Annotated in this window: 19 protein-coding genes; 13 read left to right on the top strand and 6 right to left on the bottom strand. The window is 72.3% G+C overall.

Going from position 1 to position 26580, the window contains the following annotated elements:
* The first annotated feature begins 90 nt into the window (after positions 1 to 90).
* On the top strand, positions 91 to 1533 hold the full coding sequence (locus AC1DYZ_RS02980; RefSeq protein ID WP_477063733.1) for an alpha-amylase: 1443 nt from the start codon (positions 91 to 93) through the stop codon (positions 1531 to 1533).
* 40 nt (positions 1534 to 1573) lie between these two features.
* Here the strand turns inward: AC1DYZ_RS02980 and AC1DYZ_RS02985 are convergent, their stop codons facing one another.
* The gene (locus AC1DYZ_RS02985) at positions 1574 to 3310 is read right to left on the bottom strand and encodes a glycoside hydrolase family 13 protein (protein WP_477063734.1); all 1737 of its coding nucleotides are present in this window, start codon (positions 3308 to 3310) and stop codon (positions 1574 to 1576) included.
* A gap of 90 nt (positions 3311 to 3400) precedes the next feature.
* A complete protein-coding gene (locus AC1DYZ_RS02990) occupies positions 3401 to 4474 on the bottom strand; it encodes a LacI family DNA-binding transcriptional regulator (protein ID WP_477063735.1) in 1074 nt (357 codons plus the stop codon).
* A gap of 195 nt (positions 4475 to 4669) precedes the next feature.
* Here AC1DYZ_RS02990 and AC1DYZ_RS02995 point away from each other — a divergent pair, with 195 nt between their 5' ends.
* From AC1DYZ_RS02995 to AC1DYZ_RS03025, 7 genes are all read left to right on the top strand, one after another.
* Positions 4670 to 5911 carry a sugar ABC transporter substrate-binding protein gene (locus AC1DYZ_RS02995; RefSeq protein ID WP_477063736.1) on the top strand — a complete coding sequence of 414 codons (1242 nt, stop codon included), beginning with the start codon at positions 4670 to 4672 and terminating at the stop codon, positions 5909 to 5911.
* Positions 5912 to 6025: 114 nt separating this feature from the next.
* Entirely contained in the window at positions 6026 to 7642 is a 1617-nt protein-coding gene (locus tag AC1DYZ_RS03000; protein WP_477063737.1) for an ABC transporter permease subunit, read from the top strand.
* Between the two features lies 1 nt (position 7643).
* Positions 7644 to 8546 (top strand): sugar ABC transporter permease, encoded by a 903-nt coding sequence (locus AC1DYZ_RS03005; RefSeq protein ID WP_477063738.1) that lies wholly within the window; start codon positions 7644 to 7646, stop codon positions 8544 to 8546.
* Entirely contained in the window at positions 8543 to 10381 is a 1839-nt protein-coding gene (locus tag AC1DYZ_RS03010) for a glycoside hydrolase family 13 protein (protein ID WP_477063739.1), read from the top strand. The genes AC1DYZ_RS03005 and AC1DYZ_RS03010 overlap by 4 nt, the downstream gene beginning before the upstream one ends.
* Before the next feature lie 16 nt (positions 10382 to 10397).
* Entirely contained in the window at positions 10398 to 11717 is a 1320-nt protein-coding gene (locus AC1DYZ_RS03015) for a deoxyguanosinetriphosphate triphosphohydrolase (protein WP_477063740.1), read from the top strand.
* Between the two features lie 59 nt (positions 11718 to 11776).
* Entirely contained in the window at positions 11777 to 13708 is a 1932-nt protein-coding gene (dnaG, locus tag AC1DYZ_RS03020; RefSeq protein ID WP_477063741.1) for a DNA primase, read from the top strand.
* Between the two features lie 86 nt (positions 13709 to 13794).
* Positions 13795 to 14367 (top strand): VIT1/CCC1 transporter family protein, encoded by a 573-nt coding sequence (locus tag AC1DYZ_RS03025; RefSeq protein WP_477063742.1) that lies wholly within the window; start codon positions 13795 to 13797, stop codon positions 14365 to 14367.
* A 33-nt stretch (positions 14368 to 14400) separates the two neighbouring features.
* On the opposite strand, the gene AC1DYZ_RS03030 is transcribed toward AC1DYZ_RS03025, so the two are convergent.
* A complete protein-coding gene (locus AC1DYZ_RS03030) occupies positions 14401 to 15198 on the bottom strand; it encodes a transglutaminase-like domain-containing protein (protein WP_477063743.1) in 798 nt (265 codons plus the stop codon).
* A 225-nt stretch (positions 15199 to 15423) separates the two neighbouring features.
* Positions 15424 to 16056, bottom strand: coding sequence for a 4'-phosphopantetheinyl transferase family protein (locus AC1DYZ_RS03035; RefSeq protein WP_477063744.1), 633 nt, complete (start codon positions 16054 to 16056; stop codon positions 15424 to 15426).
* A 94-nt stretch (positions 16057 to 16150) separates the two neighbouring features.
* On the opposite strand from AC1DYZ_RS03035, the gene AC1DYZ_RS03040 reads away from it, so the two are divergent.
* The 4 genes from AC1DYZ_RS03040 to AC1DYZ_RS03055 all read left to right on the top strand — a co-directional run bounded on the left by AC1DYZ_RS03040 (position 16151) and on the right by AC1DYZ_RS03055 (position 18642).
* Positions 16151 to 16573, top strand: coding sequence for a transferase (locus AC1DYZ_RS03040; protein WP_477063745.1), 423 nt, complete (start codon positions 16151 to 16153; stop codon positions 16571 to 16573).
* 97 nt (positions 16574 to 16670) lie between these two features.
* On the top strand, positions 16671 to 16817 hold the full coding sequence (locus AC1DYZ_RS03045) for a hypothetical protein (protein ID WP_477063746.1): 147 nt from the start codon (positions 16671 to 16673) through the stop codon (positions 16815 to 16817).
* A gap of 53 nt (positions 16818 to 16870) precedes the next feature.
* A complete protein-coding gene (locus AC1DYZ_RS03050) occupies positions 16871 to 17626 on the top strand; it encodes an alpha/beta hydrolase family protein (protein ID WP_477063747.1) in 756 nt (251 codons plus the stop codon).
* A 95-nt stretch (positions 17627 to 17721) separates the two neighbouring features.
* The gene (locus tag AC1DYZ_RS03055) at positions 17722 to 18642 is read left to right on the top strand and encodes an SMP-30/gluconolactonase/LRE family protein (RefSeq protein WP_477063748.1); all 921 of its coding nucleotides are present in this window, start codon (positions 17722 to 17724) and stop codon (positions 18640 to 18642) included.
* A 109-nt stretch (positions 18643 to 18751) separates the two neighbouring features.
* On the opposite strand, the gene adhP is transcribed toward AC1DYZ_RS03055, so the two are convergent.
* Positions 18752 to 19780, bottom strand: coding sequence for an alcohol dehydrogenase AdhP (gene adhP, locus AC1DYZ_RS03060; RefSeq protein WP_477063749.1), 1029 nt, complete (start codon positions 19778 to 19780; stop codon positions 18752 to 18754).
* Between the two features lie 176 nt (positions 19781 to 19956).
* On the bottom strand, positions 19957 to 21162 hold the full coding sequence (locus AC1DYZ_RS03065; RefSeq protein ID WP_477063750.1) for a vanadium-dependent haloperoxidase: 1206 nt from the start codon (positions 21160 to 21162) through the stop codon (positions 19957 to 19959).
* A 199-nt stretch (positions 21163 to 21361) separates the two neighbouring features.
* Here AC1DYZ_RS03065 and AC1DYZ_RS03070 point away from each other — a divergent pair, with 199 nt between their 5' ends.
* Positions 21362 to 26317 (top strand): nSTAND1 domain-containing NTPase, encoded by a 4956-nt coding sequence (locus tag AC1DYZ_RS03070; RefSeq protein ID WP_477063751.1) that lies wholly within the window; start codon positions 21362 to 21364, stop codon positions 26315 to 26317.
* The last annotated feature ends 263 nt before the right edge of the window (positions 26318 to 26580 follow it).

Consider the following 26580-nt stretch of genomic DNA (forward strand, 5'->3'; position numbering starts at 1 on the left):
GACGTGTGCTGGTGGGAACCGCCGGCACGTTCTAGGGTGTGGCGTCCTGCAAGTTGCTGCAAGGAGTTGCAGCCTCACCCGGTGGTGACGATGACGCACCTGACCGCCCGCGCGACCGCCCTGGTCGGCGCCCTGCTGCTCCTCGCGGCGTGCAGCGGCACGCCCGAGCCGTCGGCCACGCCGCCCGGCGGCGGCGGCCACGACGTCGGCGTCGAGATGTTCCAGTGGACCTGGGACGCGATCGCGACGGAGTGCACGGACCACCTCGGCCCGGCCGGCTACGCGTGGGTGCTCACGAGCCCGCCGCAGGAGCACATCCTGGGCGAGCAGTGGTGGACGGCGTACCAGCCGGTGAGCTACCGGGTGGAGTCCCGACTGGGCACCCGCGAGCAGTACGCCGCGATGGTGCGGACGTGCCACGACGCCGGCGTGGACGTGTGGGCCGACGCGGTGGTCAACCACATGACCGGCCAGGACGTCCCCGGCACCGGGTGGGCGGGCTCGTCGTACGCGCACTACGACTACCCCGGGATCTACACCGACGCCGACTTCCACCATTGCGGCCTGACGGCCAACGACGACATCGTCGACTACAACAACGCCACGCAGGTGCAGACGTGCGAGCTGGTCAACCTCGCCGACCTGGCCACCGAGACCGACCACGTGCGCTCGACGATCGTCGCCTACCTGCAGGACCTGCTCTCGCTGGGCGTCGACGGCTTCCGCATCGACGCGGCCAAGCACATGGCGGCGGACGACATCGCGGCGATCGTGTCCGAGCTGCCGGAGGGCACCGGCATCGCGCAGGAGGTCATCCGGGGCAGCGGCGAGCCCGTCACGCCCGAGCAGTACACCGACAACGGCCAGGTCTACGAGTTCGCCTGGGGCAAGGACCTCCAGGGTGTGCTCGCCGGGTCGCCGGGTCTGGCGCTCGACCTGGGCACCACGTCGAGCTACCTGCCCTCCGACGACGCGGTGATCTTCGTCGACAACCACGACACCGAGCGCAACGGCTCGACGCTCAGCTACGCCGACGGTGCGCAGTACGCGCTGGCCAACGTGCTCATGCTCGCGAGCACCTACGGCACGCCTGCCGTCTACACGGGCTACGCCTTCTCCGACCGCGACGCCGGTGCAGCGCAGGACGCGGACGGCCGCGTGCTGGACGCCGCGTGCGGAGACGCGCCCGGTCCTGACGCCGACCTGGCGGACGGCGACTGGGTCTGCCAGCACCGCTGGCCCGCGATCCAGGGCATGGTCGGGTGGCGCAACGTCGTCGGCGACGCGCCGCAGGTCGACGCCTGGTCCGAGGGCGACGCGGTCGCGCTGGGCCGCGGCGAGCGCGGCTTCGTCGTGGTCAACACCGGCGACGACGAGCTGCGCACGACGCTGACCACGAGCCTCCCGGACGGCGACTACTGCGACGTGCTGTCGGCGGGCGACTGCGTGGCGTCGACGATCAAGGACGGTCGCCTCTCGGTCACAGTCCCGCCGCAGACGGCCCAGGCCTGGGACGTCGCCCACCGCTCCTGACGCAGGAACGGCCCCGCCGTGGCGGGGCCGTTCTCGCAGGTCAGGCGGTGTAGCGGGCCCAGACGGTGGCGTCCGAGGGCACCAGCACCGAGCCGTCGGCCTCGACCGCGGGGTCGATCGACGCGAGCAGCACCTCGGCGCCGGCGGGCAGCGCGACGGGGGCGGAGCCTAGGTTGGCGACGACGAGCACGTCGCGGTTCACGAACGCGATGACGTCGTCACCCAGCCCGTGCAGCCAGTCCATGCCGCCGGACCCCAGGTCCGACTCCCGGCGCAGCCCCAGTGCCGCCCGGTAGGTCTCGTACGTCGACCCCGCGACGCCGCGCTGCGCATCCAGGGCGTACGACGCCCAGGTGGCGGGCTGCGGCAGCCAGGTCACGCCGGTGGGGGAGAAGCCGAACCCGGCCTCGTCCGACGACCACGGCAGAGGCACCCGGCAGCCGTCGCGGCCGCGCTCGGCGCCGCCGGTCCGGAAGAACGCTGGGTCCTGGCGCAGGTCGTCGTCGAGCGCGGTGTGGTCGGGCAGTCCGAGCTCCTCGCCCTGGTACAGGTACGCGGACCCGGGCAGGCCGAGCATGAGCAGCGACGCGCAGCGGGCGCGGCGCAGGCCGAGGGCCTCGTCGGGCTGCTCGTCGCCGTGCCCGATGCCGTTCGGCCGCGAGCCGGGCTCGGCCAGGCCCAGGCGGGACGGGTGTCGGACGACGTCGTGGTTCGACAGCACCCACGTGGTGGGGGCGCCGACGACGTCCGCGGCGCGATAGGAGGCCTCGACGACCGTGCGCAGCGCCGCGGCGTCCCAGTGGGTCGCCAGGAACGCGAAGTTGAAGGCCTGCTGCATCTCGTCGGGCCGGATGTACCGGGTCAGCCGCGACAGGGGCTCCACCCAGGCCTCGGCGACGAGCGCGCGGTCGCCGTCGTACTCGGCCAGCACCCGGTTCCAGGCGCGGTAGATGTCGTGCACGCCGTCCTGGTCGAACATGGGCCCCTGATTGCCGGCGCCCGAGACGGTGTCGGTCGGCTCGACGTCGTCCGACCCCTCGATCATGGAGACGTGCCCGTCCCAGTCGGGCAGCCCGGGGGCCTTGACCATGCCGTGCGCGACGTCGATGCGGAAGCCGTCGACCCCGCGGTCGAGCCAGAACCGCAGGACGTCCTCGAACTCGGCGCGGACCTCGGGGTGCTCCCAGTCCAGGTCGGGCTGCCGGGAGTCGAACAGGTGCAGGTACCACTCGCCCGGCGTCCCGTCGGCGTTCGTGGTCCGGGTCCAGGCGGGCCCGCCGAAGATCGACTGCCAGTTGTTGGGCGGCTCGGTGCCGTCCACGCCGCGGCCGTCGCGGAACAGGTAGCGGGCACGCTCGGGCGACCCGGGGCCGGCGGCGAGCGCGGCCTGGAACCAGACGTGCTCGTCGGAGGTGTGGTTGGGCACCAGGTCGACGATCACGCGCAGGCCGAGGCGGTGGGCCTTCTCGAGCATCGCGTCGAAGTCCGCGAGCGTGCCGAACAGCGGGTCGACGTCCCGGTAGTCCGCCACGTCGTAGCCGGCGTCCGCCTGCGGGGACCGGTAGAACGGCGAGAGCCACACGGCGTCGACGCCCAGCTCGGCCAGGTGGTCCAGGCGCGAGGTCACGCCGGGCAGGTCCCCGATCCCGTCGCCGGACGCGTCCGCGAACGAGCGCGGGTAGACCTGGTAGATCACGGCATCCCGCCACCACTCGCCGTCGGGCGATCCGGCGGTGTGCACCTGGGTGCGCAGGGGTCGGGTGTCGGTCGTCGTCATGCGGGCATGCCTCACTTCGGGGTGTCTCAGAAGGGGGGAGGCGCCGTTGCCAGACGGGTGCCGGGCCTGTGCGGGCCCGGCAGAGTCCGGTCAGAGTACGGCGGGGGCCTGTGTGGTCACAGCGACCGAGGTCAGCGCGGGTGCGGCGCCCGTGGAGCCGCGCACGATGAGCTCGGGGTGGAACTTCAGCTCGGTGCGGGACGCGGGCGTCCCGTTGATCTCGCCGACCAGAGCGGACACCGCCGCGTGGCCCATCGACAGCACGGGCTGACGCACCGTGGTGAGCGGCGGGTCGGTGAACGCGATCAGCGGCGAGTCGTCGAAGCCGACCACCGACAGGTCGCCCGGCACCGACAGCCCGCGGGACCGGGCCGCGCGGATGGCTCCGAGGGCCATGAGGTCCGACCCGCAGATGATCGCGGTGTGGCCGCTGTCGAGGAGCTCGAGCGCGGCCGCCTGGCCGCCCTCGACCGTGAACAGCGTGGTGACCACGTGGCCGTCGGCCTCCGTGACGCCGAGGTGACGCTCCAGGTTGATCGCGAACTCCACCCGTTTGCGCGCGGCGGGGACGAACCGCTCGGGGCCGATGGCTAGGCCGATCGAGCGATGCCCCAGCGAGACCAGGTGCCGGAACGCGAGGTCGAGCGCCGCCGAGTCGTCCGTCGAGACCGACGGGGCGTCGACGCCCTCCGCGAACCCGTTGACCAGGACGATCGGCATCCCTCGGCTGCGGAGGCGGTGGTACCGCTCCTTGCTCGCGGTGGTGTCGGCGTGCAGCCCGGACACGAACACGATCCCGTCGACCGCATGCTCGAGCAGCATCTCGACGTACTGGTCCTCGGTGGTGCCACCGGGGGACTGCGTGCACAGCAGCGGCGTGAAGCCCCGCTCCGTGAGCATCGTCTCGATGACCTGGGCGAACGCCGGGAAGACCGGGTTCGAGAGCTCCGGCACGACGAGGCCGACGAGGCCGGCGGAACGGGTGCGCAGCTTCTCGGGTCGCTCGTACCCGAGCACGTCGAGGGCCGCCAGCACGGCCTGACGCGCCTGGGCCGACACGCCGTGCTTGCCGTTGAGAACCCGAGACACAGTGGCCGTGCTGACGCCGGCCTGCTCGGCCAGATCCGTCAGACGGGTGCGCACAGGCGGCAGCGTAGGGGACACCGGACCTCCTCGTCCGTAGCGTTCATTGAGGTCGTCACGGGTGCGTGTCGCGCAGCCGCTGGAACCGTTGCCTGAAAGTTACCGTAACGACTTGCAAGCGCTGTGGCAACGACGCTAACTTCGGCGGTATCAGGCCAGCGTCGGTGGGAATCGCCGTCAGCTGGCGCACCCACAGACACTTTTTTGGAGATGACGATGCGACGGAGCATCCCTGTCCTCGCGGCGACGCTCGGCCTCGCGCTGACGCTCACCGCGTGCTCGGGTTCTGGAGACAGCGGCGACGAGTCGTCGGCCGCCCCGAGCGAGAGCGCCTCGGCGAGCGGCACCCTGACGATGTGGGTGGACGACACCCGCATCAAGGAGATGGAGCCGGTGGTCGCGACGTTCACCGAGGAGACCGGCGTCAAGGTCGACCTCGTGCAGAAGGCGTCGGGCGACATCGGCAAGGACTTCGTCGCGCAGGTTCCGACCGGCGAGGGCCCCGACGTCATCATCTCGGCGCACGACGGCCTGGGTGAGTGGGTCAACAACGGCGTGGTCGCCCCCGTCGAGCTCGGCGACAAGGCCGGGGACTTCTCCGACTCCGCGATCGCGGGCGTGACGTACGACGGCAAGACCTACGGCACCCCCCTCTCGATCGAGAACATCGCGCTGGTGCGCAACAACGCGCTCCTCAAGGAGACCAAGGCGACGACGTTCGACGACCTCGTCACCGAGGCCAAGACCGCCGGCACCCCCTTCTCCGTGCTGATCCAGCAGGGGGACGCTTCGGACCCGTATCACCTGTACCCGCTGCAGACGTCCTTCGGCGCCCCGGTGTTCGAGCAGGCGGCGGATGGCTCTTACACCGACACTCTCGCCCTCGGCGGCGAGGCCGGTGACGCGTTCGCGGCCTACCTGGCCAAGCTCGGTCAGGAGAAGGTGCTCGACCTCTCGATCGACGGTGACAAGGCCAAGCAGGCGTTCCTCGACGGCCAGGCGCCGTACATGATCACCGGCCCGTGGAACACCTCGGCGTTCGAGGAGGCCGGGATGGACATCAGCGTGCTTCCCGTCCCGAGCGCGGGTGGCCAGCCGGCGCAGCCGTTCGTCGGCGTCCAGGGGGCTTTCATCTCGGCCAAGTCGAAGAACCCGGTCCTCGCCAACGAGCTCGTCGTCAACTACCTCTCGACCGAAGAGGCTCAGGACGCGCTCTACAAGTCGGGTGGCCGCATGCCGGCCAACTCCGCGGCGGCCGCCAAGGTGGACGACCCGATCCTCAAGGGCTTCGGCGACGCCGGTGAGACCGGTGCTCCGATGCCGGCCATCCCGGCGATGAGCACCGTCTGGGCTTTCTGGGGCGCGACGGAGGCGCAGATCATCAGCGGGCAGGCAGACCCGACCGCTGCGTGGAACACGATGACGGGCAACATCCAGGACGCCGTCGACAAGGTCTGATCGCCGAGGACGTCCCGTCGGGTCGGCTTCGCGCCTCCCGGCGGGACGTCCTTCGTGCAGCCATGCTGAACCGACGACCCTCGTAGCTGTCACCTGCGTTCCCGGAGGACCCGCATGACCGACCAGCAGATCCTGGCGCCACCGGCGCCCCCGGCCGAGCCCGGCGCCGGGTCGCCGCGTCGCTCGCGCGGCGACGGTTCCCACGCCCGCAACTTCTCGGCGGGCTTCGTCGTCAAGCTGCTCCTCGTCGCTCTCGTCGACGCCCTCGGCATCTACGGGATCCTCACGGCGGGGGCCGTGGGGTCGTGGGGGATCCTCATCTTCCTGGTGCTCGCGCTGGTGGCGGTGAACTGGGTCTACTTCTCCCGCCGTGCGGTGCCGGGCAAGTACCTGATCCCCGGTCTCCTCTTCCTGCTCGTCTACCAACTGTTCGTCATGGCCTACACCGGGTACGTGGCGTTCACGAACTACGGCGACGGGCACAACTCCACGAAGTCCGACGCGATCGAGCAGATCTCGATCCAGAACGAGACCCGCGTCGAGGGGTCGCCGACGCTCCCGCTGACCGTCGTGCAGAGTGACGGCGAGCTCGGGTTCGCCATCGTCCAGGACGGCGATGTGCAGGTCGGCACGGCGGAGGAGCCCTTCGCCCCTGTCGACGACGCCACGGTGGAGGACGAGCGCGTCACGGCCGTCCCGGGCTGGGACGTGCTGGGGTTCGCCCAGATCGCCGAGCAGCAGGACGCGATCACCGCGCTGCGGGTTCCGTTCTCCGACGATCCGTCGGAGGGGTCGGTCCGCACGCAGGACGGCTCGACCGGCTACGTCTACCAGTCGACGCTCGTCTACGACGCGGAGACGGACACGTTCACCGACTCGGCCACCGGCGAGACCTACACGCCGTCGAGCTCGGGCAACTTCACGTCGGAGTCCGGCGAGGTCCTCACGCCGGGCTGGCGGGTAGGCGTCGGTTTCGACAACTTCACGCGCGTCTTCACCGACTCGCGGCTGGCCGGGCCGTTCGCGCAGATCACCGTCTGGACGTTCGCCTTCGCGTTCCTCTCGGTGCTCACCACGTTCGCCCTCGGGTTGTTCCTCGCCATCGTGTTCAACGACTCGCGCATCCGCGGTCGCAAGGTCTACCGGTCGCTGCTGATCCTCCCGTACGCGTTCCCGGGCTTCCTGTCGGCGCTCGTGTGGCGCGGGATGCTCAACCAGCGGTTCGGGTTCATCAACGAGGTGCTGCTGGGGGGTGCTGAGATCCCCTGGTTCCAGAACCCCTGGCTGGCCAAGATCGCGATCCTCACGGTGAACCTGTGGCTGGGCTTCCCCTACATGTTCATCGTCTGCACCGGAGCGCTGCAGTCCATCCCTGCGGACACCATCGAGGCCGCGAAGATCGACGGCGCCGGGACGTGGCGCATCTTCCGGGCCATGACCCTGCCGCTCCTCATGGTGTCGGTGGCGCCGCTGCTGATCGCGTCGTTCGCCTTCAACTTCAACAACTTCACGCTGATCTACATGCTGACCGGCGGCGGACCGAACTTCGTCKGGACACCGGTCGTCGTGGGCCACACCGACATCCTCATCTCGATGGTCTACTCGGTGGCCTTCGAGAGCGGGGCCAAGCAGTACGGCCTAGCGAGCGCCCTGTCGATACTCATCTTCATCGTGGTCGGCCTCATCTCGTACTTCGGCTTCCGTCAGACCCGCAAGCTCGAGGAGATCTGAGATGGCCAGCACCGTCGTCGACCGCGACCTCGCACCCGTCGAGCGCGACCTCGCACCCCGTGGGCGTCGCTGGTGGGTCGAGGTCGGCTGGCGGCACGTCATCGGCGTCGTGATGATCGCCTTCTGCGTCTTCCCGCTCGTCTACGTGCTGTCCGCGTCGCTGAATCCCGGCGGCACGCTGACCGGCTCGAACAAGCTGTTCCGCACGCTCGACCTTGAGAACTATCGGGACCTGTTCGACGGGAACTATGGCAGCTGGTTCGTGAACTCGATGGTCGTGTGCACGGTGACCGCCATCGGCACGGTGCTCATGGGAGGTGCGGCGGCGTACGCGTTCTCACGCTTCCGGTTCCGAGGGCGCCGGGGCAGCCTGACGGGCCTGCTGATCGTGCAGATGTTCCCGCAGATGCTCGCGTTCGTCGCGATCTTCCTCGTGCTGCTCTCGATCGGCGACGTGTTCCCGCTGCTGGGCCTCAACAGCCGCCTCGGGCTCATCGCCGTCTACCTAGGAGGGGCGCTGGGCGTGAACACGTTCCTCATGTACGGGTTCTTCAACACCGTCCCGCGCGAGCTGGACGAGGCTGCCAAGATCGACGGTGCCTCGCACGCGCAGATCTTCTGGACGATCATCCTGCGACTGGTTGCGCCCATCCTCGCCGTCGTCGGGCTGTTGTCGTTCATCGGGACGTTCGGCGAGTTCATCATCGCCAAGGTCGTGCTGCAGCGACCCGAGGAGTACACGCTCGCCGTGGGTCTGTACTACTGGGGTTCGGACGAGCGGACGGCGAAGTGGGGTCTGTTCGCTGCAGGGGCCGTGCTCGCGGCGATCCCGGTCGTCCTCCTCTTCCTCTTCCTGCAGAAGTACATCGTCTCCGGCCTGACGGCGGGCTCCGTCAAGGGATGAGGCACCTCCTCGACCAGCCGCACCACGACGGGTCCGAGCTGTACGTCCGGCGCGCCACGCCGAGGCTCGGCGACGTCGTCCCGGTGCGCATCCGGGTGCCGCTCTCGGGCACGGAGCGGGCCGTGTGGCTGCGCACGGTGCGCGACGCCGAGCCGCGCATGGTGCCGACGAGGCTCGAGCGGGTCGACGCCGACGCGCGCTGGTACGTCGGCGAGGTGCCCATACACAACCCGGTGGCGGGCTACCGCGTGCTGCTGGACGAGCCGGGCGGCTACCGGTGGCTCAACGGTCGCGGCCTGCACGCGCGGGACGTGCCCGACGCCGGGGACTTCCGGCTGACCGTGCACGACCCCGCGCCGGCGTGGATGGACACGTCGGTGGTCTACCAGGTGTTCCCCGACCGGTTCGCGCGGTCCGGGAACGACCACGGGCCGCTGCCCGACTGGGCGCTGCCGGCGAGGTGGGACGACGAGCCGATCGGCGAGGGTCGCGGTGTCGCGCAGCAGTTCTTCGGGGGCGACCTCGCGGGGGTCGAGCAGCGCCTGGACCACCTGCAGCGACTGGGCGTCGACACCCTCTACCTCACGCCGGTGTTCCCGGGCCGGTCCAACCACCGCTACGACGCCAGCACGTTCGACGTCGTCGACCCGCTGCTGGGCGGTGACGAGGCCCTCGCGTCGCTCAGCCGGGCTGTGCACGGGCGCGGCATGCGGATCCTCGGCGACCTCACGACCAACCACACCGGCGCCGGCCACGAGTGGTTCGCGCGCGCCCAGGCCGACCGGGCCAGCGAGGAGGCGTCGTTCTACTACTGGACGGACGCCGAGCCGGGGTACGTCGGCTGGCTGGAGCACGCGTCGCTGCCGAAGCTCAACTACAACGCCCCGGCCCTGGCGGGCCGCATGGTCGACGGCCCGGACTCGGTGATCGGGCGCTGGCTGGTGGAGCCGTACGCGCTGGACGGCTGGCGCATCGACGTGGCCAACATGACCGGCCGGTACGCGGACGACGACCTGACGCTGCAGGTGGCCCGCACGATCCGCGCGACCATGCACTCCCTCAACCCGGAGGCGGTGCTGGTCTCGGAGCACTTCCACGACGCCGGCACGGACCTGGCGGCGGGCGGCTGGCACGCAAACATGAACTACTCGGCGTTCACGCGACCGGTGTGGACGTGGCTGGTGGACCCGGACCTCGACCTCGGGTTCCTGGGGATGCCGGTCCCGATCCCGCGCCGCGACGGCGTCTCGATGGTCGACACCATGCGCGACTTCGACTCGACCGTCCCGTGGGCGGTCACGACCCACCAGTGGAACATGCTCGGGTCGCACGACACGGCACGCCTGCGGACCGTCGTCGGCACCCGGGAGCGCGTCGAGCTGGCCGCCGGGCTGCTCTTCACCTACCCCGGAACCCCGGCCATGTTCGCGGGCGACGAGGGCGGGCTGACCGGCACCAACGGCGAGCACTCGCGTGTCGCGATGCCGTGGGACGACATCGACGCCGGTGGGGGAGCCCGCTGGGACGCCGGGACGTTCGAGATCTACCGGTCGCTCATCGCGGTGCGGCGGGGATCGCGCGCGCTGCGCGAGGGCGGGATGCGCTGGGCGGTCGTGAGCCCCGACGCGGTCGCCTACCTGCGGGAGACCGCCGACGAGCGCGTGCTCGTGCTGGTCGCGCGCGCCGCCTGGGAGGGTGCGGACCTGCCGCGGCACCTGCTCGCGCGGGGGGAGTCCCCGGAGAACCTGTACGGCGGCGGCGACCTCGGGGTGCACCCGGACCGCCTCGCGCTGCCGGGCGACGGACCGGGAGTGCAGGTCTGGCGGCTGGCGTGATCGTTACGCTGGCGACGTGACCGCATTGGACCCGGCCTGGCAGATCGAGGGAGCCCTCGACGGGTACGTCGACGCCGACCGGGCGCGCTGGGTCACCGAGGCGCCCAAGTCGCGCGAGCGGACCGCCTTCGAGCGCGACCGGGCGCGGCTGGTGCATTCCTCAGCGCTGCGGCGCCTGGGCGCCAAGACGCAGGTGCTCGGACCGTCGTCGGACGACTTCGTGCGGACCCGGCTGACCCACACGCTCGAGGTAGCGCAGGTCGGCCGGGAGATCGGCAAGGCGCTGGGCTGCGACCCGGACATCGTCGACACGGCGTGCTTGGCGCACGACCTGGGGCACCCGCCGTTCGGCCACAACGGCGAGCGTGCGCTGGCCGAGCTGGCCAAGGGCATCGGGGGGTTCGAGGGCAACGCCCAGACCCTGCGGCTGCTGACGCGGCTCGAACCCAAGGTCGTCGCTCCCGACGGCCGCGCCGTCGGCCTCAACCTCACGCGCGCGAGCCTCGACGCGTCGGTGAAGTACCCGTGGCGGCACCTGCAAGGGCCGGTCAGCGCGGCGAGCGGCAGGCCGACGCACAAGTTCGGCGTCTACGAGGACGACCTGCCGGTCTTCGAGTGGCTGCGCGAGCAGGCTCCCGAGGGTCGCAAGTGCCTCGAGGCGCAGGTCATGGACCTGGCCGACGACATCTCGTACTCGGTGCACGACGTCGAGGACGCGGTCGTCGGGGGGCGCCTCGACCTCGACGTGCTGGGCGTCCCCGTCGAGCGCGACCGCGTGGTCGAGGCCGTGCAGACCTGGTACGGCGACGCGGTGAGCGCCGACGGCCTGCAGGAGGCGATGGATCGGCTGGTGGCGGCGGACCTGTGGCGTCCCGGCTTCGACGGGTCCCGCGCCGCGCTGGCGTCGCTGAAGGACTCCACCAGCCAGCTCATCGGACGCTTCGCCAAGGCGTCGCAACTCGCGACCCGCGAGGTCTACGGCCCGGGGCCGCTGACACGCTACGGCGCCGACCTGATCGTGCCGCACGAGACGCTGGCCGAGATCCTGGTGCTCAAGGGCCTCGCGGTCGCCTACGTCATGGCGCCGCGCGAGCTCGAGCCCCTTTACCACCGGCAGCGCGAGGTGCTCGTCGACCTGGTCCACGTTTTGTCGGAGCGCGCGCCGATCGCCCTCGAGCCGCCGTTCGCGGCGGACTGGGCGGAGGCTGCCGACGACGCCGCGCGCCTGCGGGTGGTCATCGACCAGGTCGCCTCGCTCACCGACGTCTCCGCCGCCGAGCTGCACGCCCGGCTGGTCCACCCGCCCCGGCACGGCGGCCCCGCTGTGCTGGTCTAGACAGGCGGTCTCGCGCGAACACGGTCCGGTGCGTCGGCCCCGACGCCTAGACTCCTCGCGTGGCAGGACGGATCCGGCGGGAGGACGTGGAGGCGGTCCGCGAGCGTGCCCACATCGAAGAGATCGTCGGGCAGCACGTCACGCTGAGGTCCGCKGGCGTCGGGTCGATGAAGGGCCTGTGCCCGTTCCACGACGAGCGCTCGCCGTCGTTCCACGTGCGCCCCCAGGTGGGCCGGTACCACTGCTTCGGCTGCGGCGAGGGCGGCGACGTCATCGACTTCGTGCAGAAGGTCGACGGGCTCGGGTTCTCCGAGGCCGTCGAGTACCTGGCCGGCAAGGTCGGCCTGCAGCTCCGGTACGAGGAGGGCGGTGCCCCGCGGCCCGGTGAGGAACCGGGCAAGCGCCGCCGGCTCATCGAGGCTCACAAGGTGGCCGAGGAGTTCTACCGCGAGCAGCTGAGCACGCCCGCCGCCGCCGCCGGCCGGCAGTTCCTCGCCGAGCGCGGGTTCGACCGGTCGGCCGCGGCCGACTTCGGGGTCGGGTTCGCCCCACAGGGCTGGGACTCGCTCATGCGGCACCTGCGCGGTCGTGGGTTCACGGAGGCCGAGCTGACGCTCTCCGGGCTGGTCAGCCAGGGGCAGCGTGGCGTCTACGACCGGTTCCGTGGTCGTCTGGTGTGGCCCATCCGGGAGGTGACGGGGGAGACCGTCGGCTTCGGTGCCCGCCGCCTGTTCGAGGAGGACCAGGGGCCCAAGTACCTCAACACCCCCGAGACGCCGCTCTACAAGAAGTCGCAGGTGCTCTACGGCATCGACCTGGCCAAGCGCGAACTGCAGCGCGAGAAGCGCGTGGTGGTGGTCGAGGGCTACACCGACGTCATGGCGATGCACCTGTCCGGCGTCGGCACCGCGGTGGCCACCTGCGGCACGGCTTTCGGGTCCGACCACGCCCGCATCGTGCGCCGGCTGGTCGGCGACTCCGGCTCGAGCGGCGGCGTCCAGCTGGCGTCGGGCGCCTCCGTCGGCGGCGAGATCATCTTCACGTTTGACGGTGACGCCGCAGGTCAGAAGGCCGCGCTGCGTGCGTTCGGCGAGGACCAGTCGTTCTCGGCGCAGACGTTCGTCGCGGTCGAGAAGTCGGGCATGGACCCGTGCGAGCTCAGGCAGGCGAAGGGTCCCGACGCCGTCCGCGCGCTCGTCGCCGGCCGGACGCCCCTGTACGAGTTCGTCATCCGCTCGACCCTCGCCTCCTACGACCTGCGCACGGTCGAGGGGCGGATCGGCGCCCTGCGCGCGGCCGCGCCGATCGTCGCGGGCATCCGGGACGCCGCCCTGCGGCCCGAGTACACCCGGCTGCTGACGGGGTGGCTCGGCATCGACGACCAGGACTCGGTCCGCCGGGCCGTGCAGGGCGCGTCCCCGTCGACGCGCCCGACTGCCCCGCGCACCGAGCGGCCGTCGGCGGAGCCGGTGCCGGTCGCCGTCGCGCGCATGCCCGTCCCCGACCGGCGCGACCCGGTCGCGCAGATCGAGCGCACGGCCCTCGAGGTCGTGCTCCAGCGCCCGGATCTGGTGGCCGCTGACTTCGACGAGCTCCCCTCCGACGCGTTCGGTGCGCCCGCCTACCGGGCGGTGCACGAGGCGATCCGGGCGGCCGGCGGCCTGTCCGTCGCGCGTCCCCTGCTGCAGTCGTCCGGTGGGTCGACCGGGTGGGTGGGCGCCGTCATCGAGCAGGCCGCGGAGCCGGTCCGCGCGCTGGTGACCGAGCTGGCCGTCGCGCCGCTGCCCGAGGACCGGCCCGAGGCGCTCGAGGGCTACGTCAAGGGAGTGGTGCTGCGGCTGGTGGAGATCGGCTACACGCGGCACATCGCCGACCTGCGCGGGCGGCTGCAGCGGATGGACGCGGAGGCCGACCAGGCCGCCTACCAGGCCGCCTTCGCCGAGCTCGTGCAGGTCGAGGGGCAGCGCCGCAGCCTGCGGGAGAGCGCCTGACGTAGGTGAGGCTGTCCTGCATCGCCGCAGGTCAGGGCAGGCTTTGCTTCGGTGACAAGCCCGGGATCGCGTTCTAGCGTGGCCCTATGACCACCCTCTCGGCGCAGCGTCCGGCTCCCACCCTGGCGAGCCTGAACTGGTTGCGCGCGGGGGTGCTGGGGGCCAACGACGGGATCGTCTCGGTGGCCGCGACGGTGCTCGGCGTGGCCGGCGCGGCGACGGCCGTCCGCACCATCGCGGTGGCGGGGATCGCCGCCCTCGTCGCGGGGGCCCTGTCGATGGCCGCCGGCGAGTACGTCTCGGTGAGCAGCCAGCGGGACGCCGAGCGCGCGGCGCTGCGCCGCGGACGCGTGCTGCCCACCCTCGTGGTCGAGGACGACCCCCAGCTGACCAACCCGTGGCACGCGGGCATCGCGTCGTTCGCGGCGTTCCTCGCCGGCGGCGTGGTCCCGCTGCTCGTGGTGCTGGCGCCCTGGGGCGCCGCCCGCGTGCCCGCGACGTTCGCCGCCGTCGTGGTCGCTCTCGTGGTCACCGGGCTGGTGGCGGCCCGGTTCAGCGACGCGGAGCCCGGTCGCGCGGTGCTGCGCAACGTGCTGGGCGGGTCGGTCGCGATGGCCGTGACGTTCGGCGTGGGCGCCCTCGTCGGGCTGTCCGTCTAGCGTCAGCGCCCTCGTCGGGCCGTCCGTCCGGCGTCAGCGCAGCGCGACGAGTCCCGTGCCGTCGTCGGCCGGGAGCGCGGCGTGCACCGCGGCGGTCACGGTCATGGCCCGAACCGAGAGCTGGCCCCCGTAGTAGGAGAGGAACGCGGTGTCGGTCGCGTCGCGGCCGGTCGCGATGCGGACGAGGGACTCGCGCGGCGCCAGCCTCGTGGCGTCGACCACGCGCCACGCGCCGTCGACGTAGGCCTCCGCCACGGCGTGGAAGTCCATCGGCTTGAGGCCCGGCGCGTACACGGAGACCAGGCGGGCCGGGACGTCCTTGGCGCGGAGCAGGGCCACGACGAGGTGCGCGAAGTCGCGGCACACGCCACGGCGCTTGAGCAGGGTGTCGGTGGCGCCGTCGGTCGGCAGGCTCGAGCCCGACAGGTAGGTCACGTGGCCGGTGACCCAGGCGACGACCGCGTCGAGCAGCTCGGGGCCCTCGATGCCCCCGAACTGGTCGCGGGCGAACGCGAGCAGGCGGTCGGACTCGGCGTAGCGGCTGGGCCGGCGGTACTCGACCAGGTCGATGTCCTCGACGGTGGGGAGGTCCGCCTGGCCGGTCACGGTGGCCTGGTAGTCGACCACCAGGCGGCCGGCCGGGGCGAGCACGCGATGCATGCGTCCGCCGTGGGCCATCTTGATCTCGGCCACGTCCAGCGGCCCGTCCTCGTGCCGCACGGAGAGGATCTCCGAGCGGTCGTAGGCGCCGTCGGCGACGGCCACGGAGAGCAGGATCTCGAGCGGGGTGCGCACGTCGAGAGACAGGTGCGAAGTCACGGTGCGCAGCACGGCCGCGGGTCCTTTCCCGGCCATCGGCGGCCGGACCATCAGAGGGGCAGGCGCAAGTGTGAGGCTCGCGGGGCGATCCGTCCAGCCCGCGGACACCGCCCGGTAAACGTGCAGGTCACAGGCGTGCTGCAAGCACCCCGGTCGCGTCGTTCAGGCGTCGGATTCGTCGCTTCCGAAGCCCGGGTTACCGGCGAGTACACGGCGCGGTGCGCGGGACCCGCGCGCTCACCCTCGCGACAGCGCGACGGCGGTCACCAGCAGGCCGTCCCCGACCGCCCAGCGACCCTGCAGTACGCGCGTGCCGAGAGCCGCGGGGCGCAGTCGCGCGACGAAGGTTCCGGCGTCGCCGAGGCGAATATCGACGTCCTCGAACCCGAGCCACGAGCGCGTCACCGGGTACCAGACCTTGTACACGGACTCCTTGGCGGAGAACAGGACGCGGTCGAGGCACAGGGCCGGGTCGGTGCCGACGAGGGCCGCCCGCTCGGCGGGGTTCAGCACCAGCTCGAGCACCTCGGGCGGCAACGGCGCGTGCGCCTCGGCGTCGATGCCGAGGCCGATCCAGTCGTGCGCGAGCCCGACCGCGGCGGCACGGTAGCCGTCGCAGTGGGTCATGCTGCCGACGACGCCCGCGGGCCAGACGGGGGCGCGGTCGGGACCGGCCGGCACGGAGACGCCGTCGAGGCCCAGCCGGCCCAGTGCCGCGCGCGCGCAGGCGCGGACGGCGGCGTACTCGGCCCGCCGACCAGGTACGGCGTTCGCGACGCCGGCCTCCTCCGACGCGTGCAGCGTCGCGGGTACCGGGGGACCGGCGTGCTCGGCGGCCTCGACGCCCGACGGCAGCACCTGGTCGATCATGCTGCGCAGTCTTGCAAACTCGCCCGTCGTCGACGCTGGAATCTCGCGACCCCGTCCTTCGTTATGTCACCTGAGAACGATGACAAGGAGCAGCATGACGCGACGCAAGACCGGCCATGTGGAGTTCGAGGACGACCAGGGCGTGGTCGTCCGGTACGCGAAGCACGCGAACGGCGGAGGACTCGTCTCGCCGTCCGCTCGCGTGCACGAGAACGCCTGGCTGGCCGACACCGCCTACGTCGAGACGGGGGCCGTGGTGCACGACGCCGCCCGCGTCGGGCCCGGCAGCTGGGTCGACGTCGACGTGGTCGTCGGCCCCGGCGCGGTCGTCGACCGCAACGTCCACCTCGGGCGCGCCACCCGCGTCGGTGCCCGGGCGCGCATCGGCGCCGGTGCGCGGGTGGGGGAGTCGGTGGTCGTCGAGCCTCGGGCGCAGGTCCCGGCCGACGCCGTGGTCAGGGACGGCACCACCGTCGCCCGACGCGGACGCGCGTCGTCCTACGGGATCGCGGCGTAGTCGTCGGCAGACTGCTCGCCCGGACGAACCGCCCGCTCGGGCGTAACGTCGCAAGGGTGAGGACGCGACCGGCGCGCCCGGCAAGGAGGCAGCACACATGAGCACCGACACCCCGCTCCCGGACGACGAGACGCGCGCGCACGCGACCGAGCCGGCCGAGGGCGGGACCGCGCCGGCGACCCCGGGCGACGGCCGCGAGCACGCCAGCGAGCCGGCCGAGGGTGAGGACGTCCCCGACGCCTGACCTGCCCTACCGTGGAGCCGGCGTGATGGTTTCTCCGACCGAAGGGACGGGCCTTGGCCGAGCGGGTCTGGTTCGCGAGCTCGACCGGGCCTCGGCTCGCGGGACTCGTCGACCACCCGGAGGGGACTGTGCGGGGGTGGGGAGTCTTCGCGCACGGGTTCACGCTCGGGAAGGATTCCCCCGCGGCGAGCCGGATCTGCCGGCAGCTCGCCGCCGAGGGCATCGGCATGCTGCGCTTCGACAACCTCGGGCTCGGCGGCTCCGAGGGCGACTGGGGTGACGGCTCGTTCTCCCTGAAGGTCGATGACACCGCGCAGGCGGTGAGGTTCATGGAGGCCTCCGGGCGACCCGTCCACCTCCTCGTCGGCCACTCCTTCGGCGGCGCCGCGGTGATCGCCGCGGCCCATCTCGTCGACTCGGTGCGGGCGGTGGCGAGCATCGGGGCTCCCTACGACCCGGCCCACGTCGAGCACACCTACGACGCGCTCATCGAGCGGATCCTCGAGGACGGGGAGGCACCGTTCCTCATCGGCGGCAAGGCGCTGACCCTGCGGCGACACTTCATCGAGGACGTGCGCGCCGCGGACCTTCACGAGCGGATCCGCACGCTGCGCAAAGCGCTGCTCGTCCTGCACTCGCCCACCGACAACACCGTCGGCATCGGCAACGCCAGCGACATCTTCCGCGCGGCGAGGCATCCTCGTAGCTTCGTGTCGCTGGAGGGCGCCGACCACCTCCTCACCCACGGCACCCAGGCCAAGCGCGCCGCGCGCATCATCAGCGCCTGGGCCGATCCCTATCTGAGCTAGCCGAGGCGGGTGCGGTCAGGGTCGATCCGGTTCGGACTGGCCAGGTGGCCCCGGGCGGCGAGCACCTCGCAGACCCTGAACACAGGAGGTCGCACGTGAATGGCAACGACGCCAGCAGCCCCGCCGGGACGCTCATCCCCGTCGACGCCGCACCTACGCGGGTCGCGACGGGCGCGACGTGGAGCGAAGGGCCCCTGTGGCTGCCCGACCTGAGGCTGCTGCGGTGGAGCGACATCCCCGGGAACCAGATTCTCGAGCTCGACCCGACCACTGGCCGTACCCGTGTTCACCGGTCCGACGTCGAGTTCACGAACGGGCGGACGCTCGATCGCGACGGCTCGGTGATCCAGTGCTCGCACGGGCGGCGCGCGGTCGAGCGGGAGCGCGACGGCGTGGTCACGGTGCTCGTGGACCGCTGGGCGGGTGGGCGGTTCAACTCGCCGAACGACGTCGTCGTGGCCTCCGACGGCGCGATCTGGTTCACCGACCCGCCCTACGGGATCGTCCAGCCCGACGAGGGACATCCGGGGGAGCGCGAGTACGGCGCCAACTACGTCTTCCGGTTCGACCAGGTCACCGGCGACGTGCGACCGGTCGTCCTGGACGTCGAGGAGCCCAACGGGCTCGCGTTCTCCCCGGACGAGCGGCTGCTCTACGTGTCCGACACCTCCGCCGCGTTTCGGGAGGACAGGTCGGGCAACCACCACATCACGGTGCACGAGGTCTTTGCGGACAACACGGTCTCGGAAGGTCGGGTCTTCGCGGTGATCGAGGACGGGCTGTCGGACGGGTTCCGGGTGGACGAGGCCGGCCGCGTCTGGACCTCGGCCGGGGCCGCGATCCAGGTCTTCGACCCGACCGGGGAGCTGCTGCTCACCGTCCCGGTCCCGGAGCGCGTCGGCAACCTCTGCTTCGGAGGCCCTGACGGCACCGACCTGTTCATCGCCGCGAGCACGAGCATCTACCACCTGCCGACGCTCACGCGCGACGCGGTCGCCGGACGGAGCGCGGTATGAGCGCGCCGCAGCGCGGACCGACGACCGGGATGGCGAGGCGGCCTACCGTCCACCCGGCGCGCGAGATCGCGCCGGCCGGCTGCCGCCTGCCATCCCGGACGCCTGGTCCTCAGTCGCGCAGGTCCATGACGATGCGGCCGTCGATCTCGCCGCGTCGCATCTCGGCGAAGATCGCGTTGATGTCCTCCAGCGGGCGGATGGCGTAGGTCGGGTTGACCAGGCCGCGGGCGTAGAAGTCGAGCGCTTCGGTCATGTCCTTGCGGGTACCGACGATCGACCCGCGCACCGTGAGCCCGAAGAGCACGGTGGTGAAGATGTCGAGCGGGAACTGCTCCGGCGGAAGTCCTACCAGGGCGACCGTGCCGCCCCGACGAAGTGCGCCGACCGCCTGGGGGAACGCGTGCGCGTTCACGGCCGTGACCAGGGCGCCGTGCACACCGCCGGTGAGCTCCTGGAGCCGCGCCGCGGGGTCGGCCTCCACCGCGGCGTTCACGACGACCTCGGCGCCGTGCTTGGTCGCGAGCGCCAGCTTGGACTCGTCGACGTCGATCGCGGCGACGCGGCGACCCATCGCGACCGCGTACTGCACCGCGAGGTGGCCGAGGCCCCCGATGCCCGAGATGAGCACCCACTCACCCGGCTTGGTATCGGTCATCTTGAGGCCCTTGTAGACGGTGACGCCCGCGCACAGCACCGGCGCCACGCCGGCGGGGTCGACGCCCTCAGGGATGATCGGGCAGTAGCGGGCGTCGACGACCATGTACTGACCGAAGGAACCGTCGACGGAGTACCCGCTGTTGCGCTGGTTCGGGCAGAGGGTCTCCCACCCGGTCTCGCAGTACTCGCACTCGCCGCACGCCGACCAGAGCCAGGCGTTGCCGACCAGGTCGCCCACCCCGACGCGCGTCACGGCGTCGCCGATCGCGACGACGTGCCCGACGCCCTCGTGCCCGGGGATGAAGGGCGGGGTGGGCTTGACCGGCCAGTCACCGCCGGCCGCGTGCAGGTCCGTGTGGCACACCCCTGAGTAGTCGACCCGCACCAGCGCCTCGTGCGGGCCCACGGTGGGGATCGCCACCTCGGCCACGTCGAGCTCGGTGGTGAACGACCGGACGATGCCGGCCTTCATGGTGTTCATGTCCACTCCTCATGTCGTCCGACCCGCGTACGGGGCTCCGCGTCGCTGCGGGAACACCAGGATTTGCCCGTGACGACACGCGGCCTAGAGCCGTAGGTCCCAGGTGTCGGCGCGTCCGCACCCGCCCGGCGGTGAGCCGAGCGGGTGCGGGTTCGGGCGGGTCGTCGGGTCGGCTGTCAGCGGAGCTTCTCCAGTGCGCGGTCGGCCGCTCGGTGACCGATGGAGTAGGCATCCTCCATGGCGTCCCGGAAGTGCAGCCCTCCCCAGATCCGGGCCATGAACGCGTCCTGCTCGATCGAGCGGAGGTCGCTGTAGGTCCGGTCGGTGTTGAGCTGGGTGTTGTGCAGGGTGAGCGACGTCCTCTCGCCCAGCGTCGCGCGGATGGTCTGGATGGCGGGTGCCGTGAGGCAGCCGTGCCCGCTGACGTAGTCGGGATACGGCGGGTTGGGGAGCAGCGGGGTCCACCCTGCCTGAGCCGTGGTCGCAGGGTTGCCGTCGGCTTCCGCACCCGCGATCGCCTGGGACGGCCTCCAGAAGCCCACCTCGTACTTCAGCCGCCAGCACGTGATGAGCGCGTCGGCCATCGCGGTGTGCATGACGGCGAAGAGCCGTGTCGTCTCGGACGTCCGGAGGGGTGCGGCGTCGAGGTGACGCAGCAGCGCCTCGCTGACCATCACCGGACTGTTGGAGTTGTAGAACATCGCGATCGCCGTCTGCTCCGGGGTGCGGGCGGAGCCGGTCGCGGGACCGTATGCCTTCACCTCGGCGTAGTCGGCGGCGTACTCGGCGCTCGTGAGGGCGTCCGGACCGTTCGCTGGGAGGGGACGGTGCACCACCAGCGGTCGGACGAAACCTATCCACGGGGCGAGCATCGTCGTGCCCGGAGCGGGCTGCCAGACGCCGGGTTGCTCCGCACGGCCGTAGACCACGTAGCCGTCGTTCCGGCCGTCGTCCGCGCGCTCAGCGATCAGCGTGCGCGCGACCTGGGCGCCGACGACCTCTCCTGTCCGCTGTGCGCGGCCGTCGGGGACGGCGGCCAGGCTCGACGCGAGATCCGCGTCGAGGCTCGCCGATGCGCCACCGAAGTAGTAGGCGAGCACGTCGTGCGCGGCGGTCGCCACCGCCGCCGCCTGGGACCCGTGGACGCGTTGGGCGGCGACGGCCGCACGGTGCATCGCCAGCGACGTGAAGCCGAGGTACAGGACCCCGATGGGGATGGGCACCGCGGGGTAGATGGTGCGCAGCGACGTGCGTTGCCAGTCATGGACGACGGAGGTCCCGGCGGCCTGCGTCGGAGGCGAGCTCGCGCCGGCGGGCGCTGACAGCCCGACGGCGACGACGGCGGCGACCGAGGTGAGCGCGATCGCGCGGGTGAGGAACATGACGGACCTCCGGTGGTGGACGACAGGCGGGAGAGGCGGAAGGGGCGGCGGGGCGTCCTGGAGCCCGGGGCTGCCCTGGGCTGACTCGCACGGTGCCATCCGCCGCCGACGGATCGTCGACGATCCGGTGACATCTCGTCGACGACGTCGGGCGGCCCCCTTGCCGCCGCTCGCCCCGCGGCGGGACGCTGCAGAGACGATGGGTACCGGCGGAACGTCGACTCACCCCGCCACGTCGTCGTCGCTCGACGCCGCGATGACGTTCCGCGTCCTCGGTCCGTTCGAGGTCTGGGCGGGGACGAACCGGCTCGAGGTCGGCGGCCCGAAGGAGCGTGCCCTGCTCGCGCTGCTGCTCACCGCGCCCGGCAGGGTCCTCTCGGTGCCGACGATCGTCACGGGCCTGTGGGGCGACCGGCCCCCCGGCGGCGCCGACAGGACGGTCATGTCCTACGTCTCGCGGCTCCGCCGCGGCCTTCCCGACGGGGCCGCGGACACCGTGATCACACGCCGGCCGGGCTACCTCGTCGCGGTCGACCGGGAGCAGGTGGACGCGGAGCGCTTCCGCTCCCTCGTCGCGACAGGGCACCGCCAGCTCGCCGCCCAGCCGGAGCTGGCCGTGGGGACCCTGCGCGAGGCCCTCGGGCTGTGGCGCGGCGACGCGTACGCCGACTTCGACGCACCGTTCGCCGTCACCGAGCGGGGCGTGCTCGAGGAGCTGCGGCTGGCCGCGCTCGAGGACCGGATCGCGGCCGATCTCGCGATGGGGGCCGGTCCCGAGCTGATCGGGGAGGTCGAGGCGCTGGTCGCGGTCCTCCCGCTCCGCGAGCACCTCTGGGTCGACCTGATGACGGCGCTGTACCGGTCCGGCCGCCAGGCCGACGCGCTCAGGTGCTATCAGCAGGCGAGGTCGTCGCTGGTCGAGGAGCTCGGCGTCGAGCCGGGCAGCGAGCTCCAGGCCGTGCACGCCCGGGTGCTCGTCCACGACCCGCGGCTGCTCGGGCCGACCGCCGCGTCGGCCCTGCGTTCCGGGGGCGACATCGTGGCACCGACGTTCGTCGGCCGTGCGCACGAGCTCACGGTGCTCCGCGAGGCCTATCGCCGCGCGGTCGCGGGCGCTGCCGTGCGCGTACTGGTGTCCGGCCCGTCCGGGATCGGCAAGACGCAGCTGCTGGCCGAGCTCGCGCGGCACGTCCAGGCGAGCGGTGGCACGGTCACGGACCGGCCCGCCAGCATCGACGCGCAGGACGCGACGCCCGTGCTGCTCCTGCTCGACGACGTGCAGCGCATGTCGGTCGCGCACCTGCGGGCGTTGTCCGAGGGGCTCCCGCAGTCCCAGGTGCTCGTGGTGGCTGCGGGAGACCTCACACCGGAGCAGGCGGACCTGCTCGCCGACATCGTCCCCGACCGCCTGCCGCTGCCCCCGCTGAGCTCGGCGGAGGTCGCTGCGCTGGTCGAGCTCTACGTGCCGCAGCCCGACCTGGCGGACGCGCTCGCGGCGGACGACATCCTCGGCGCGGTCGGTGTGCCGCGTCAGGTGCACGCGGCCGCCGGCCGATACGGGGAGGCGATCGTCGCGGCGCGGATCGGGGCGGCGGCGCTGACGATCTCGGACCCACGACGTCGACTGGCCCGCTCCCGGGACCGGGTCGCGGAAGAGGTGACCGAGCTGCAGCGGCTGGGGTCGCTCCGGCGCGCGCACGCCGACTCGGCCGGTCCGCGCCACGTGTGCCCGTACAAGGGGCTCGCGTTCTACGACGTCGACGACGCGCCCTGGTTCGCGGGCCGCGAGCGCCTGGTCGCCCGGCTCGTCGCCCGGTTGGTCGATGCGTCGCTCCTCGCCGTCGTGGGCCCGTCCGGCAGCGGGAAGTCCTCGGTCGTCCGGGCGGGTCTGCTGGCGGCCATCGACGCGGGCCTCCTGCCGGGCAGCGAGCGCTGGCGGGTCCTGCTGACGACGCCCGCACGCCCGGCGCCCGTCCTCGCCCCTGCCGGAACGACCACCAGCTCGCCGCGGACGCTGCTCGTGGTGGATCAGCTCGAAGAGCTCTTCACGGTCCTGTCTCCGTTTGCGCAGCAGGACTACGCCGGGTGGCTGACGGCTGCGGCGCAGCGGCCGGACGTCACGGTCGTCGTCGCGGTGCGGTCCGACTACGTCGCGCGGGTCGCCGTCCACCGTCGGCTCGCCGAGCTCATCGCGGCGAATACCGTCCTGGTCGGGACGATGTCGGCGGAGGAGCTGCGTCAGGCGGTCGAGGTGCCGGCCGCGTCCGCCGATCTCGTGGTGGAGCCGGGCCTCGCCCGGGCGATCGTCGATGACGTCGTCGGCGAGCCGGGCGGTCTCCCGCTGATGTCCACCGCCCTCCTGTCGCTGTGGGAGCGCGGCGACGGTCGTCGCTTGTCGCTCGCCGACTACGGCGAGATGGGCGGCATCCGGACCGCCGTGCAGCAGCTCGCGGAGGAGGCATTCGCCCGCCTCACCGTCGCGCAGCAGGGCTGTGCTCGACGGATCCTGCTGCGACTGGCGGAGGTCGACGACGCGGGGGAGCCGGTCCGGCGTCGGGTGCTGCGCACGGAGCTCTCGGTCGACACCGACCCCGACGCGCGGGCGGCGTTGGACCTCCTGGCGGCACGCCGGCTCCTCACGGTCTCGACGACGCACGTGGAGGTCGCCCACGAGGCGCTGCTGCGTGAGTGGCCGCGGCTGCGCGGCTGGCTCGACGACGACGAGTCGGGCCGACGCCTGCGTCGGCACCTCGCCCCCGCCGCTGCTGCCTGGAAGGTCGCCGGTGGGGATCCCGGCGAGCTGTACCGCGGCCAGCGGTTGACGGCGGCCCTCGACTTCCTGGCTGATCACGGCGACGACCTGACCGACGTGGAGCACGACTTCCTCCGGGCGAGCCACGACGCCGCTGACGCCGACGCACTAGCTCGACGACGCTCGATCAGGAGGCTCCGCGCACTGGCTGTGGGCCTCGCGGCGGTCGTGGTCCTCGCCCTGGGCGCCGGCTGGGTTGCTGTCGACCAGCGCAACGAGTCGCGACGCCTCGCCGTCCAGGCAGATGTGCGGGCCCTGAGTGCGACCGCGCTGCGTGCGGACCGCTGGGACCTGGCGCTGCTCTACGCCGCGCAGGCGTTCGAGCTCGACGGCTCGGCACAGTCCAGGGCCGGCCTCCTGCGCACCGTGCACCGAAGCCCCCAGGCGACCGCGATGTACACGACCGACGGCCGGCTGCTGGCGGTCGCCGTGAGCGCGGACGGCACCACCCTGGCCGGCCTGGGCAGCGCCGGGACCGTGGATGTGTGGGATGTGGCGACGGGGAAGCGGACCTCGACCGTCAGCAACCTGACCGACGTCGCGGTGTCGTCCTTGGACCTCAGTCCGGACGGCCGGTACCTGGTGGTCGTCGGCCAGCCCGCCGGAGTCTCGAATTACCGCCCGCAGCTGATGGTCGCCGATCTCGACGCGACGACGCCGCACCCGGAGACGCTGAGAGGTCCGCGAGTCAACGCCGCCCGGTTCATGCACGACGGGAGCACGCTCGCCACGGTCGGGGAGGACGGGGCGGTTCGGCGGGTGGATCTCCGCACCGGCCGGACGGACCTGGTCCGCGGTCTGCGGGTCGCCGTCTCGGACACCATCGACCTGGACGCAGCCGCGGGTCGCCGCTTCATGGTCGCCGCTGATTTCGTGGCAGCAGGGCCGGTGACCGCCTGGGAGGCCGGGAGCGGCCAGGTCGTGTGGTCGTCCCGCGAGGGGTCCGGCACCGTGGCCTCCGTCAGCCCCGACGGCACGGCTCTGGTGCTCGCCCACGCGGGCGGATCGGTCGAGCACGTCGACGTCGGCAACGACGGCGCCCGTCGACCGGTCCCGTCCGACTTCGTCGGCGAGATCGTCGATCTCACCTGGGCGCCCGACGGGTCCTCGTTCGCGGGCGCGACCACCGAGGGCACCGTCGTCGTCTGGGACACGGAGTCGCTCGCGCTCCGCACCGTCCTTCGCGGCCACACCGGCAGGGTCAGCGAGGTCGTCTACTCGCACGACGGGGCGAACATGTACGCGAGCGGGTTCGACGGAGCGGTGGTGGCCTGGGATCTCACCGGCTCGCGGGGCGTCGTCCGACGGATCGGCACGCCGCAGCCCGCCACGCGCCTGGGACCGTTCGCGGAGACCACCCGTGCGCTCGCCGCGGACGGCTCCCTGGCCGTCGCCTATCGGGACGAGGGAGCACTCGAGCTCATCGACGTGCCCGCGGGGACGTCGTCCGTCGTCACGCTCCCGTCGCCCGGCGCCCCGGCGCGCGTCGTCGTCGACCCGACAGGTCGGCATGCCGGCCTGCTCACCGTGCACTGGCCGCATTCCATGACAGCCGAGATGCAGGTGGTCGACGTCGCCAGCGGACGTCTCCTGCCGACGATCCCGCTGGTCGCCGACTTCGTCAGTCCCGCGCCCGCGTTCAGCGGGAACGGTCGGTCGCTCGTCACCGCTGACCTGAGCACCGCCCTCGTCTGGGACGTGCAGAGCGGGCAGCCGGCCGCCGGGGGGGCCCGCTACGAGGCGCGTGAGGAGATCGTGTCCGTCGCCGCCGACGCGACGGGCAGCGTCGTGGCTCTCGGCGTGCGGGGCGGTGGCGTCGAGGTCGGCGACACGGTGACGGGCGAGCTCGTCACCGAGCTCGTCGTGCCGGGCGGGGAGACCCTCGCCGTGCGTCCCCTGGGCTTCTCGCCCGACGGCCGGTGGCTGGCGGGCGGGTCGGAGAGCGGACGCGTCGTCGTCTGGGACACCGAGACCTGGGACGTCCACGGGACGTGGGCGGCCGTCCCAGGCGGCGGGGTCGACTCCCTCGCGTTCACGGCCGACTCGCGCGCCGTCGTCGCCGCCGGGGCAGGCACCGCGTCCATCTGGCCCCTCGATCGCGGCGCTGCAGGGATGACGATGGATCTGAGCGCGACGAGATCCGGGTCGGACGTGGCCGTCGCTGCACTCGACGCGGGTCGGACCGTCGTGACGTTCACGGAGGACGAGGGCGTGCAGCTCTGGGACATCTCTGAGCGGGCCCTGCTTGAGCATGCGTGCGCGGTCGCGGGACGCAATCTCACGCCCGACGAGTGGAGCGAGGTCCTGCCCAGCATCCCGTACGCCCGCACGTGCCCGCCGTGACCTGGGGCCGTTGCGCGGTTCGCCGATGCCGGAACGCCTTTCGCCGCCCGCTGCGAGGGGCGCCGTCGAGTACCCGGCAGCGGCCAGCGCGTGGACTGGCCGTCGCGCGTGGGTGCGGGTCGATGCGTTGCTGCGGCCAGCAGACGACGCAGGAGTCGCTTGCGGGGCGTCGGGTGTGTGCTCTGCGGACGGGATCCACGCGACGCGGGCTCGAACGATGTTCTCTCGACGCGGTGGTGACCGGGCTCTGGAAAGCCGGCGCA

The sequence above is a fragment of the Cellulomonas sp. P1_C4 genome (genome assembly GCF_056406355.1).